This is a genomic window from Xanthomonas sp. LMG 12461 (genome assembly GCF_009192935.1).
Lineage (GTDB): Bacteria > Pseudomonadota > Gammaproteobacteria > Xanthomonadales > Xanthomonadaceae > Xanthomonas_A > Xanthomonas_A sontii.
This window is the reverse complement of record NZ_NQYT01000035.1, coordinates 57,107-69,451: the sequence shown is the minus strand read 5'-3', so window position 1 is coordinate 69,451 and position 12,345 is coordinate 57,107. Positions and strand designations below refer to the sequence as shown.

General features: G+C 68.2%; 9 protein-coding genes. 1 reads left to right on the top strand and 8 read right to left on the bottom strand.

What is annotated here, in order from left to right; all coding sequences use genetic code 11:
- Positions 1 to 8: 8 nt before the first annotated feature.
- Complete coding sequence (locus tag CEK68_RS09725; RefSeq protein WP_152239256.1) at positions 9 to 4,943, bottom strand: IPT/TIG domain-containing protein; 4,935 nt, start codon at positions 4,941 to 4,943, stop codon at positions 9 to 11.
- Positions 4,944 to 4,969: 26 nt separating this feature from the next.
- On the opposite strand from CEK68_RS09725, the gene CEK68_RS09720 reads away from it, so the two are divergent.
- Positions 4,970 to 6,112, top strand: a complete 1,143-nt coding sequence (locus CEK68_RS09720; RefSeq protein WP_152239255.1) for a cytochrome c peroxidase — start codon at positions 4,970 to 4,972, stop codon at positions 6,110 to 6,112.
- On the opposite strand, the gene CEK68_RS09715 is transcribed toward CEK68_RS09720, so the two are convergent.
- The 7 genes from CEK68_RS09715 to pcnB all read right to left on the bottom strand — a co-directional run bounded on the left by CEK68_RS09715 (position 6,109) and on the right by pcnB (position 12,345).
- Positions 6,109 to 6,558: a hypothetical protein gene (locus CEK68_RS09715; protein ID WP_152239254.1), complete on the bottom strand. Its 450-nt coding sequence runs from the start codon at positions 6,556 to 6,558 to the stop codon at positions 6,109 to 6,111. The genes CEK68_RS09720 and CEK68_RS09715 overlap by 4 nt on opposite strands.
- Positions 6,559 to 6,666: 108 nt before the next feature.
- Positions 6,667 to 8,181 (bottom strand): glucose-6-phosphate isomerase, encoded by a 1,515-nt coding sequence (gene pgi / locus CEK68_RS09710; protein WP_152239253.1) that lies wholly within the window; start codon positions 8,179 to 8,181, stop codon positions 6,667 to 6,669.
- The gene (gene panD / locus CEK68_RS09705) at positions 8,178 to 8,558 is read right to left on the bottom strand and encodes an aspartate 1-decarboxylase (protein ID WP_017916972.1); all 381 of its coding nucleotides are present in this window, start codon (positions 8,556 to 8,558) and stop codon (positions 8,178 to 8,180) included. Before panD ends, pgi begins: the two co-directional genes overlap by 4 nt.
- A gap of 176 nt (positions 8,559 to 8,734) precedes the next feature.
- Positions 8,735 to 9,574, bottom strand: coding sequence for a pantoate--beta-alanine ligase (panC, locus tag CEK68_RS09700; protein ID WP_152239252.1), 840 nt, complete (start codon positions 9,572 to 9,574; stop codon positions 8,735 to 8,737).
- Positions 9,571 to 10,389: a 3-methyl-2-oxobutanoate hydroxymethyltransferase gene (gene panB / locus CEK68_RS09695; protein ID WP_150410827.1), complete on the bottom strand. Its 819-nt coding sequence runs from the start codon at positions 10,387 to 10,389 to the stop codon at positions 9,571 to 9,573. The genes panC and panB overlap by 4 nt, the downstream gene beginning before the upstream one ends.
- A gap of 31 nt (positions 10,390 to 10,420) precedes the next feature.
- Positions 10,421 to 10,930: a 2-amino-4-hydroxy-6-hydroxymethyldihydropteridine diphosphokinase gene (gene folK / locus CEK68_RS09690; RefSeq protein ID WP_152239251.1), complete on the bottom strand. Its 510-nt coding sequence runs from the start codon at positions 10,928 to 10,930 to the stop codon at positions 10,421 to 10,423.
- The gene (gene pcnB, locus CEK68_RS09685) at positions 10,927 to 12,345 is read right to left on the bottom strand and encodes a polynucleotide adenylyltransferase PcnB (protein WP_152239271.1); all 1,419 of its coding nucleotides are present in this window, start codon (positions 12,343 to 12,345) and stop codon (positions 10,927 to 10,929) included. The genes folK and pcnB overlap by 4 nt, the downstream gene beginning before the upstream one ends.

The following is a 12,345-nucleotide window of genomic DNA, read 5'->3' as shown; positions in this document are numbered from 1 at the left end:
CCGGTGTTCTAGGGTGTACTGTCCAACGTGGTGTCCATCGCCGCGGTGACACCGTCCTCGGGCACGATCCGCAATCGATAGGTGCCGCTTGTCGGCAGCGCCGGGAAACTCAGGTCGCTGCTGCCGGTGCTTGCGCTGAACGATCTGTAGAACTGCCCGTCCGGCCGGTACAGCGCGTAGGTCACCGGCCGGCCGGCCGGCGAGGTCGTCTGATTGACCACCCGCATCAGTACGCCCTGCCCTGCCGTGCCGCTGAAGGACAGCGTGGCGGTCTTTCCGTGCCTGTCCAGCGCGATCGACTGCGGGACATCCCACGCCAAGGTGCCGACGACGGTGCTGGACACCGAGGCGGTCAGGGAGAAGCTCTGGTCTTCCGTCGAAGGGACCACCACGACGCCATAGCGTCCGGCTTGCGCGGCGTCGATGGAGAATCCGCAGCCGTAGGTACGGAAGCAATTCGTGTTGGAGAAGACCTTGCTGCCATCCGGACGATAGAACGTCGCATAGACCCAACCGAACCCGCTGCCGGACAATGCGATCTGATCGAGTCCGAAATCGAGCTTTTGCCCAGCCTGCGCATCGAACCAGAAGAAAATGCCCGCGCCGGGCGGACCCGCAGCGAACGTGCGACTGCTGTCCACGGCCACTGACGTGCCGGTGGACAAGGCGACGGTGGTGTCGATCGTCTGCCCATACTGCGGATCGACCACCACGCTGTACTGGCCAGTCGTCGGCAGACTGCCCAGGCCGATCGCAGTACCGGTACGCGTCGATCCGGACGTGAGCAGGGTGCCATTCGGCTGGTAGACGCTGTAATAGCTGGTGCCATCCGCGGGCGTGGTCGCCTGGTTCTGCACCAGCACGGCAAGTTTGTCGCCCGCCTGCCCCTGGAAGCTCAACCGGGCGTTCTGCCCGCGCCTGGCGACGGAGACGGCCAGCGGCGTGTCGCGCTGCAGGTTCAGGGGCAGATCGCTGGACAGCGTCACGTCATAGGTCGCCGCCTGATCGTCGCCCTGGCCGATCAAGAGCGCGTACTTGCCTGCCGCCAGATTGGCGAGATCGAAATCGCAGCCGCCACGTTCGACATCGCAGTAGCTGCTTGCCAATGTGCTGCCATCGGCCTTGTAGAGAGTCGCGACGACGCGCTGCGCGCCGGGACCGACGACCTGGATGCCGCTGATGCCCAGTCCCAGGTTCTGCCCCTGACTGGCGACGAAAGAAAAGTGCTTGTACTGCGCCGGCAACCGGGTCACGACATGCGCAGGAGCGCCGTCGATCGGCAGCGCGACGCCCGAGGACAGGATGATGTCCGCTTCCAGCGGGCTTCCTGTCCGGCTCTCGACCTGGATTGCATACTCGCCAGACGTTGGAATATTGATCAGATTGATGGCATCGCCCACCTTGATGGTCGCCGTCTTCCAGACAGCACCATCCGGCCGTAGCACGCGATACACCACATCGCGACCGGCGGGTAGTGTCGTCTGCGCCGCGACCAGCAGCATCAACGACTCGCCTGCCTGCGCCTGGAAGCGGAGCCGCGCATTCTGCCCATACCGGGCCAGCGCCAGATGCAAGGGCTGATCGCGGGTCAGCTGATCCAGCAACTCGGACGACAGCACTGCGCGGAACTTGATCGCCTGGCTCGCCGAGGTCGGTGTCGCCACCACGCTGTAGCGTCCCGCCAAGGTGTTCCTCAGCGGCAACGAACATCCGTCCTCGGCGTAGCAGATGCCGCTGTACAAGGTCGTACCGTTCGGGCTGTAGACGGCGATATTGAAGTAACTGCCCGAACTCACCGCGATGTCGGTGATCCCCAGCCCCAGATTCTGGCCGGCCTGGGTATCGATGGAGAAATGCACGCCCTGCCCTGCGGGCGCCTGGTAGCTGCCACCTGCGCCGTCCAGTTCGACATTGCCGTCCTGTCCCGTGGAGAGTTTCAACCGGGCCGACCACAACGCGCCGCCCACCGGATCGACGAACACCCGATAGCTCCCCGTCTCCGGGAGATTGGGCAGGGCCAGAATGACGTTGCCGCTGGCCGTCACGTCCTTCCAGAACGCGCCGTTCGGCCGATACACCGCATAAACCACGTCGCGGCCTGTCGGCCTGGTCGCAGCGTCAGCGACGAGCAAAGCCAGGCTCTCGCCGGCGGTCCCGGCGAACGTCAGGCGCGCATTCTGGGCATAGCGCGAGATGTTCACGGAACTCAATGCATCCCTCTGCAGGAAGCCGGCGACCTCCGTGGAGAGGGTCGCCTTGAACGCCACGCTCTGGGAGCCAGATTGCGGACTCACGGTCACGCCATAGTTGCCCGCGGCGAGGTTGAGCAGATTGAAGGCGCAGCCATTGGCGGCATAGCAGGTCGCGGTCGTGAGCGTGGAACCGTTGGGATTGGCGATCTTGACGTTGACATAGGTCCCGCTGCTCAGGTTCAGATCGCCGATGCCCAATCCCAGGTTCTGCGAGGCCGCTGCGCTGAAGCTGAAGAACACGCTTTGACCGGCGGCGGCGCTGTACTCGCCGCTGCTGCCATCCAGTTGCAACCCACCCGCACTCCCGGTCGTCACCAGCACCTTGGCGGCCACGGTGGCGCCATAGCGCGGATCCACGAACAGTCGGTAAGTCCCGGCGATAGGCGTATTCATCGTCAGGGTGCCCGAGCCAGACACCGCCATCGACGACAACGCCGTGCCATCGGGCCGGTACACGCGGTAGTACACCACGCCGTTCGCCGGCGCCGTGGTCTGCTCCGACACCTGCAGTGCCAATGCGTCGCCGGCACCCGCCTGGAACGACAGCACTGCGTTCTGCCCGCGCCGGCCGATGCCGACCTGGCTGACCGCATCCCGCGTCAAGGAAAGCGCCAGGTCGGTGGACAGGGTCGCCTTGAAGCGCATCGTCTGCGTCGTCGTGGCAGGGGCGACCAGGACGCCATAACGTCCCGCCGCCAGTTCCGGCAGATTCACATCACAGCCGTCGTTGGCCACCTCGCAGGCGGCACCGGCCATCGGCGTGCCTGAAGGGCCATAGATCGTGACGTTGAGCGGGCCGCTTTCGTTGGACTGCAGCTCGCTGATGCCGAGCCCCAGGCTCTGCCCGGCGGTCGCGGTAAAGGTGAAGTACACGCTGTCGCCCGGCAGTTGCGTTGCGAATGCGCCGGTGGCGCCATCGATCCCACTACCGCCACCACCTGCGTCTCCGGTGCTGAGCCGCGTCTGCAACCGCACGGTTTCTCCGAATCCGGGATCCACCAGCACCTGATAGGTGCCGCTGGTCTTCGCCGTCACGTAGGTGGTACCTGCGGCGCGCACCGCCATCGAGGCAACACTGGTGCCATCAGGCGCGTAAACGCGGTAGTAAACATCGCGGCCGGCGGGCGCGGTGGTCTGGCCGGCGACTTGCAACGCGAACGCCTCGCCCGCCGCGGCCTCGAACGACAAACGCAGATTCTGGCCTCTACGCTGTGTCTCCACGACCACATCCTGGTCCTTCGGCAACGCCTGCACCAGATCCGATGAGAGCAACAGATTCAGGCGCATTGTGCGTGCGCCGCTCGTACCGGGCGTCAGCAGCACCTGATACACGCCGGTCCTGGGCGCGGCGATGTTGAGTGCGCAGCCGTTGTTGGCCTGATTGCAGTACTGATAGCCAAGATTGACGCCGTCGGCGTCGAAGACCTGCGCCAAAGCTGTCCCCCACCCGCTGCCGACCGGCGACTGCTCGGTCAGCGCCAGGCCCAGCCTGCTCCCGGCCTGGGCCAGGAAGGTGTAGCGCTTCGATTGCGCGGCGATCGACGTGGCGACACTGGTTTCGGCACCGTCCAGCGCAAGCCTCCCGGCATGCTCCACTCCCATCTTCCAGCTGGCGGAGGAAGTACTGGGTGTGAGCAGCAACAGGTAAGTGCCGCCCACCTTCAACCGCGGCAGATGCAGGGTGGGCTGGTTCGCATTCACCAGTCCACTGGCGATCTCCACGTTATCGGTGCCGAACACCAGGTAGTTCAACGTCGTGGACGCCAGCGACTGAAATTGCGCGCTGAGGTAATCGCCGGCCATGCCGGTGAACAGGACCGCGGCGGACCCACCCGCGTTGGCGACCGCGACGTCGACCGCGGCGGCGTCCAGGGTCAGGCGCGTGACGCTGGCGATGCCGACGGACGACACACTGCTTGGCACCACCAGCACATCCTGGCTGCTGGTGGCGCTGCCGTAGGGCGTAGTCACGGTCACCGGTCCGCTGCCGCTCCTGCCCGGCACCGGAAAGACCAGGCGCGTGCCGGTGGCGCTCGACAGCACCGCGGTCTTGCGATCCAGCTTCGCCGTGGTCTGCCCGGCGACCGGGACCAGGTTCTGTCCGTCGACGGTGATCGCCATACCGGCGCTGGCGATCAACGGCGATATGCCGGTGATGGTCGGCTGACGGAGGTTGGCATCGACCACGAACTGCTGCGCACTGCTCGCGCTCTGTCCAGCCACGGTCACGGAGATCGGGCCGGTACTGGCGTTGGCAGGCACGAGCACGGTCAACTCGCGTGCGCTGGCAGCCACCACCGTGGCCGCCTGCCCATTGAAAGCCACGCTGTTGGAGGACGCAGCGGTGGAAAATCCCTGCCCCTGGATCAGCACGCGATCGCCCGCCGCACCGCGCCCCGGACTGAAGCCCAGCACCGCCAGGGTTCCGCTGGAGACGCGTTCGACGGCGACGATATTGCCCATCGTGTCGTAGCGATAGCGAGCACTGGCACCGGCATCGTTGCTGACCGCGACCAGACGCCCCTGCGCGTCGTAGACGTAGGAGGTGGCACCAGACGTGCAGGCCAGAAGGGTGAGCAACAAGGCCGCCACCGTTCTGCCCACGATGCGCCGCCAACCGCGCGCGGGCACGTGCGCCGCCCGCTTCAGCAAACCCACGACCGAGCCCATCCCTGCGCCGCGACGTTCCATGCGTTCATCCCTGAAGACTGGCCACGATGGCCGGCTGTCCGTATGCTGACCTTGCTTCGTGCATTCAGCCTGGATATAGATATCCGACAGTGGGGACAGGAGTCAACAGCGTCATGCCAAGGAACTGGCGTCATCACATCGTCATCTGCATGCGCCTGTGGTCGGCCGCCCTGGTCCTGGTGCTGACCGGGTGTGGTGGCGATCAGCACGACACGGCGGCAGCGCGGATCGCGCTTGGCCAGGCGCTGTTCCACGACATGCGGCTCAGCGCGGATGGCAAGACCAGTTGCGCAAGCTGCCATCGCGCCGAGTTGGCCTATACCGACGGTGCCGCGGTGTCCACCGGGACAGGCGGCCAACACGGCGCACGCAACGCGCCCAGCCTGCTCGACAGCCGCTTCATGACCCACTTTTTCTGGGACGGACGCGCAGCGACACTGGAAGAAGCCGTCCTGCAACCATTGACCAACCCACGCGAGATGGGCCTGGCCGATCGGCAGGACGTGCTGGCCCACCTCGCCCGCGACCCGCGCTACGCGTCACTGTTGCATGCAGCCGCCGGCGAGGACGACGGCGACATCCAGGTCGTGGCCGCCGCGCTCGCCACCTACATCCGCGCCTTGCCGGCGCCGCCCACGCGCTACGAGACGTACCGGACGACGCATGGCGCGCGCGCATCGCTGAGCGAGGACGAACGCGAGGGATTGGCGCTGTTTTCCGGCAAGGCCGGCTGCGTCGATTGCCACCGGCTGGACGGCACGCCTGCGACCACGAGCGATCAGCGCTTCCATCACGCCGGCATCGGTTTCAACCAGGTCGCCGGCAACGTCGCCGCCCTGCTCGACGTACTGGAGCGACAGAAGCGCGAAGGCAGGAGCCTGGGCGATTCCATCCTCTCCGACGTTCGCGTGGCGGAACTGGGCCGCTTTGCGGTGACGCGGGCGCCGCAGGATCTGGGCGCCTTCCGCACCCCGTCGCTACGGACGGTCGCCGATACTGCGCCCTATATGCACGACGGCAGCATCGCCGATCTGCCGGCGGCGGTGGAACACGAGGTCTACTATCGCAACCTCGCCCGCAATCGACCGATCAGTCTGACCGCGGAGGAGAAGCACAAGCTGGTGCTGTTCCTGCAGGCGCTGTCCAGTACGGGCGCCGCGCCGCGCTAGGAGCCCGTACGCGGCGCGCTGTTCGCCGGCTCCATCACATCGACGTCCTGCTGCGAGGCGAGCTTGCCATCGAGCGTCACCTCCAGCATGTAACGCCCCGGCGGCCAGCCGGCCGCGTTGTCGAAACGCAGCGACTGGAGCTGATCGGAGCGGGTCATGGCGCGCTCCACCAGCCCGACCTGGCGACCATCGCGCAGGTCCAGCAAGCGCGCTTTCAGGGCCTGTCCGTGGGCAGCGCCGCGCAGGGCCACGTTGACCAGGATCGGCGCATCGCTGGTCTGCGGCACAGGCCTTCCGTCGCGCATCGCGCCGATCCGGACCTCGACGACGTGCAGCGGTTGCGCCGCCGTGGCCGGATTCTGCTCCGGAGCCTGCCGCTGGCACGCCCCCAGGCTCAGCACCGCCGGCAGCAACATCCAACACACCATCCTTTTCGCGTTCATCATCCCTGCTTCCTTCCTGGACCGGAGATTGCCATTGCGATGCACGCCCGCAGGCCGCATCGTTCCTCGCGAACGCACGGCGGCGAACGGACCCGTGCGCTTCGCTTCGCGTCAGCCCTGCAACCGCCCCAGCACCGCGCGCGTCACCGGGTCGGCGACTTCGGTGGACTGGCCCTGCAGCGCCGGCAGCAACTGGCTCGCCAGCTGCTTGCCCAGTTCCACGCCGAACTGGTCGAAGGCGTTGATGCCCCAGACGACCGACTGCACGTACACGCTGTGCTCGTACATCGCGATCAGCGCGCCCAGCGCCTGCGGGGTCAGCGCGTCGAGCAGGATCAGCGTGCTCGGGCGGCCACCCGGGTAGTCGCGGGCCGGATCGTCGCTGCCCTGCCCGTTCGCCAGCGCTTCGGTCTGCGCCAGCAGGTTGGCCAGCAGCGCCTGGTGGTTGACGGTGTACGGGTCGTCGTTGCGGATGCAGCCGATGAAGTCGGCCGGCACGATGCTGGTGCCCTGGTGCAGCGCCTGGAAGAAGCTGTGCTGCACGTCGGTGCCGGCGCCGCCCCACCACACCGGCACGGTGTCGGCCTCGACCGGGCTGCCGTCCAGGCGCACGCGCTTGCCCAGGCTCTCCATCACCAGCTGCTGCAGGTAGGCCGGCAGCAGCGCCAGGCGCTGGTCGTAGGTCATCACCGCCTGCGTCGCATAGCCGAGCAGGTTGCGGTTCCACAGCGTGGTCAGGCCATGCAGCACGGCCACGTTGCGCTCCAGCGGCGCGTTCAGGGCGTGGTCGTCGAACTGCGCGGCGCCCTCCAGCAGCTGTTCGAAGGCGTCGGCGCCGATCGCCAGCGCGATCGGGAAGCCCACCGCCGACCACAGCGAATAGCGGCCACCCACCCAGTCCCACATCGGCAGCACGCGGCCGGCGGCGATGTCGAAGGCCTTGGCGGCGCGCTCGGGGTTGGCGCTGACCGCGTACAGGCGCTCGCTGCCGCCCAGCCAGTCGCGCAGGATCTGGCCGTTGAGCAGGGTTTCCTGGGTGCCGAAGGTCTTGGAGATCAGCACGCCGGCGGTACGCGCCGGGTCCAGCGTGGCCAGGGTGCGCTGCATCGCCGCGCCGTCCACGTTGGAGACGAAGTGCACGCGGAAGCGCGCGCCGGTGACCGGACGCAGCGCGTCGGCGACCAGGCGCGGGCCGAGATCGGAGCCGCCGATGCCGACGCTGACGATATCGGTGACCTCGGTCTGCGCCAGAGCGTCGATCAGCGCGCGCATGCGCTGCTGCACCTCGCGGGCGCTGGCGTGGGCCTGGCTGGCCACTGGTGCGTCGGTGAGGTTGCCGCGCAGCGCGGTGTGCAGCGCGGCGCGGCCTTCGGTGACGTTGACCGTCTCGCCACGGAACAGTCGCTGGAAGGCGCCGGCCAGGTCGTGGTCGGCCGCCAGCGCCAGCAGCGCGTCGAGCGCAGCGCGGTCGTATTTCTGCCGGGCGAAATTGAAGTACAGCGGTCCGACCTGCAACGCCAACGTCTCGGCACGGCCGGGTTCGGCCGCCAGCAGGTCGGGAAGGCGCGCCCCGCGCAGGCGCTGGGCGTGGGAATGCAGTGCGTCGAAACCGGTGGACTGTGTCATGCGGCCTGCTTTGGGATGCTGTGGTTGGTGTGGGTGATCTTGTTGGCGCCGTCCACATAGACCAGGGTCGGCTGGAAGCGCGCGGCTTCCTCTTCGCTCATGCCGGCGAAGGCGGCGATGATGATCAGGTCGCCGACCTGCACGTGGCGCGCGGCGCCGCCGTTGAGCGAGATGATGCCGCTGCCCTCGTCGGCACGGATCGCATAGGTGCTGAAGCGCGCGCCGTTGGTGACGTCCCAGATGTGCACCTGCTCGAATTCGCGGATGCCGGTCGCGTCCAGCAGCAGCCCGTCGATGGCGATCGAGCCTTCGTAGTTCAGCTCGGAATGGGTGACGGTGGCGCGGTGGATCTTGGTCTTCAACAGGCTCAGTTGCATGGCACGGGACTGCGGTCAGGAAAGACGCGCAGTTTAGCAGCCGAGGGTTAGGTGGCGGTGGTGAGGGGCGGCCTCAAACCGTCGCAGGAGCGGCTTCAGCCGCGACCGGCGATCGCGGGAAAGCCCGGTCGCGGCTGAAGCCGCTGCTACGACGACGGTGCCGCGGCCTGCCGCGCTCAGAATTCCAGGTTGTCGATCAGCCGGGTGCGGCCCAGGCGCGCGGCGATCAGCGCCACGCGCGGACCGGTGCCGTCCTGCGGCTCGCTCAGGTCGGGCGTGCGCAGCACGCTGTAGTCGACCTCGAAACCGGCCGCCTGCAGCTGCGCGGTCGCCGCCGCCTCCACCTCGGCGCGCGGGCGCCCAGCAAGGTGACCGTCGCGCATCGCCCGCAGGGTGTGGTGGATCTGCGCCGCGCGCGGCCGCTCCTCCGCCGACAGGTACTGGTTGCGCGAACTCATCGCCAGGCCGTCGGCCTCGCGCACGATGCCGCCGCCCAGGATCTCGATCGGGAACGCCAGGTCGGCGACCATCTGCCGGATCACCGCCAGCTGCTGGTAGTCCTTCTTGCCGAACGCGGCCAGGTCCGGCTGCACCTGGTTGAACAGGCGCGCGACCACGGTGCACACGCCATCGAAATGGCCGGGCCGGCAGGCGCCTTCCAGCACCTCGCTGACGCCGGGCGTGTGCATGCGCAGCGCCAGCTCCACGCCCAGCGGGTACATGCTCTCCACCGTCGGCAGCCACAGCACGTCGCAACCGGCGCCTTCCAGGCCGCTGGTGTCGGCCTCGGGCGTGCGCGGGTAGCGGGTGAAGTCCTCGTTCGGACCGAACTGGGTCGGATTGACGAAAACGCTGGAGACCACGCGATCGGCGTATTGCCGCGCCAGCATCACCAGCGAGAAATGCCCGGCATGCAGGTTGCCCATGGTCGGCACGAAGGCCACGCGCAGGCCCTGCCGCTTCCAGCCGGAAACGATGGCGCGCAGTCGCGCCAGGTCGGTGACGGTCTCGATCATTTGGCGTAGGCGTGTTCGGCGTCGGGGAAGGTGCCGTCGCGGACTGCGTCGGCGTAGGCGCGTGCGGCACCGGCGATGGAACCGCCTTCGGCCAGGAAATCCTTGACGAAGCGCGGGCGGCGGTGGCCGCTGTCCAGGCCGAGGAAGTCGTGCATCACCAGCACCTGGCCGTCGCAGTCCGGACCGGCGCCGATGCCGATGGTGGGGATGTCGATCTCGGCGGTGATGCGCGCGGCCAGCGGCGACGGCACGCATTCCAGTACCAGCAGCGCGGCGCCGGCCGCGGCGACCGCCTTGGCGTCGGCGAGCAGTTTGGCCGCGGCAGCCTCTTCGCGGCCCTGGATCTTGTAGCCGCCGAAGGTCAGCACCGACTGCGGGGTCAGGCCCAGATGCGAGCACACCGGGATGTCGCGTTCGCTGAGGAAGCGGATCACCTCAAGCTTGTGCCCGGCGCCCTCCAGCTTGACCATCTCCGCACCGGCCTGCAGCAACCGGGTCGACGCGTCCAAGGCGCGCTCGGGGGTGGCATCGGACTGGAACGGCAGGTCGGCCACCAGCAGCGCGCGCTGCAGCACCCGCGCCACCGCGGCGGTGTGGTAGACGATGTCGTCCACGCTCACCGGCAGAGTCGAATCGTGGCCCTGCACCACCATGCCCAGCGAATCGCCGATCAGGATCAGGTCCACGCCGTTGGCGTCGAAGGTCCGCGCGAAGCCGGCGTCGTAGGCGGTCAGCATCACCAGCTTCTGCTGGCGGCGCTTGGCCTCGGCCAGGGCGGGAACGGTCCAGGGCTTGCTGTCGGCGTGACTGCTCATAAGCTCATGTGCTGCGGTAATGAGCCGAGCATTATCTACCGATTGGCACGATCCCGCCGGTTTCGATGCGGTCGCGTGCGTCACGCACCGTTCCATGGCCCGGAATGACCGCGTCGGCGGCGATCTCGGCCAGCGGCAGCAGCACGAACGCACGCTGGTGCAGGAACGGGTGCGGCACCTGCAACCCCGGCAGATCGATCACCGCCTCGGCATACAGCAGCAGGTCCAGGTCCAGGGTGCGCGGGCCCCAACGCTCGCCGGGCAGGCGCTGGCGGCCGTGGCGGTGTTCCAGGTCCAGCAGCGCCTGCAGCAGGTCCGTCGCCGACAAGGTGGTGGTCACCAGCGCCGCGGCGTTGATGAAGTCCGGCTGGTCTTCGCGGCCCCAGGCCGGGCTGCGATACAGCTGCGAGGCACGCAGCAGGCGGGTCTGCGGCAGCGTGTCGAGCGCGGCCAGGGCCGCGCGCAGGGTCGCCGCGGCGTCGCCAAGGTTGCCGCCCAGGCCGATGCAGGCCTGGACCGGCGCCGGTGTCGCAGCGCTCACTCGACGGGCGTGGCGGCGTCCGGGCGGCGGCGCCGGCGCCGGCGGCGCTTGGGGGTCTCTTCGCTGTCGGCCGGCGGCGCGAACGCCAGCTCGTCGCCGGCGTAGTCCACCTCCGGATCGAAGCCGCGCGGCGGCGGCGCGTAGCCGGGCTGCTGCTGCAGTTCGCGCCAGTAGCCGATGTCGGCCGCATGCTCGTCCGACGCGGACTGGCGCACGATCAGGAAATCGAACGCAGCGCGGAAGCGCGGATGCGACAGCGTGCGCACTACCCGCTTGCGCTGGCGCGAGGTGAAGCGCGACTGCAGCAGCCAGATCTCCTGCATCGGCAGCGAGAAACGCCGCGGCAGCGCCACAGTGCTAAGCTGGTGCAGGGTCACCCGGTCGGCGGCGCGGCGTTGCGCCTCCTCCATCTGCATGCCCTGCTTCTGCAGGGTCATCAGCGCGCGGCAGTACGCCGGCCACAGCAGCAGCGCGAACAGGAACGCCGGCGACACCGGCTCGTCGTTGGCGACGCGGTTGTCGGTGTTGCGCAGGCCTTCGATCAGCATCCGCCGCAGCGCGCCGCTGCGGTTGGAGCGCAGCGCCGCCGCGCTCTCCGGGAACAGCGCGGCGAGCAGGCCGTGCCGCTCCAGGCCCTCGAAACTGGCCACGCCATGGCCGGACAGGAACAGCTTGAGCACTTCCTCGAACAGCCGCGCCGGCGCGGCCTCGGCCAGCAGCCCGGCCAGGCGCGGGATCGGCTCGGCGGTAACGGCCTCGATCTCGAAATCGAGCTTGGCCGCCAGACGTACCGCACGCAGCATGCGCACCGGGTCTTCGCGGTAGCGCTGCTCGGGATCGCCGATCAGCTTCATCAACCGCGCCTGCACATCCTCGAAGCCGCCGACGTAGTCGCGCACCGAGAAGTCCTCGATGGCGTAGTACAAGGCGTTGCAGGTGAAGTCGCGGCGCACCGCATCGTCCTCGATGCTGCCGTAGACGTTGTCGCGGACCAGGCGGCCGTTGTCCACCTCGCGGTCGCCGCTGCCGTCGTCGACGTTGGCGCGAAAGGTGGCGACCTCGATGATCTCGCGACCGTAGACCACGTGCGCCAGGCGGAAGCGGCGGCCGATCAGGCGGCAGTTGCGGAACAATTGCTTGACCTGCTCGGGGGTGGCGTCGGTGGCGACGTCGAAATCCTTGGGCTGGACCTGGACCAGCAGGTCGCGGACCGCGCCGCCGACCAGGTAGGCGCCGAAGCCGGCCTCGCGCAGCCGGTACAGCACGCGCAGGGCGTTGGGGCTGATGTCCTTGCGCGAGATGGGGTGCTGATCGCGCGGGATCGCGCGCAGGGTGAATGGCGATGGAACTGGCGGATTGATGATGGCGCTTCCGTATCGGGTTGCGGGATTGCCGAAGGGCGGCGAGACCCATAT

Coding starts and splice junctions, on each gene's coding strand:
- CEK68_RS09725 (WP_152239256.1), bottom strand. CDS start 4,943: ATGGAACGTCGCGGCGCAGGGATGGGCTCGGTCGTGGGTTTGCTGAAG.
- CEK68_RS09720 (WP_152239255.1), top strand. CDS start 4,970: ATGGCCGGCTGTCCGTATGCTGACCTTGCTTCGTGCATTCAGCCTGGA.
- CEK68_RS09715 (WP_152239254.1), bottom strand. CDS start 6,558: ATGATGAACGCGAAAAGGATGGTGTGTTGGATGTTGCTGCCGGCGGTG.
- pgi (WP_152239253.1), bottom strand. CDS start 8,181: ATGACACAGTCCACCGGTTTCGACGCACTGCATTCCCACGCCCAGCGC.
- panD (WP_017916972.1), bottom strand. CDS start 8,558: ATGCAACTGAGCCTGTTGAAGACCAAGATCCACCGCGCCACCGTCACC.
- panC (WP_152239252.1), bottom strand. CDS start 9,574: ATGATCGAGACCGTCACCGACCTGGCGCGACTGCGCGCCATCGTTTCC.
- panB (WP_150410827.1), bottom strand. CDS start 10,389: ATGAGCAGTCACGCCGACAGCAAGCCCTGGACCGTTCCCGCCCTGGCC.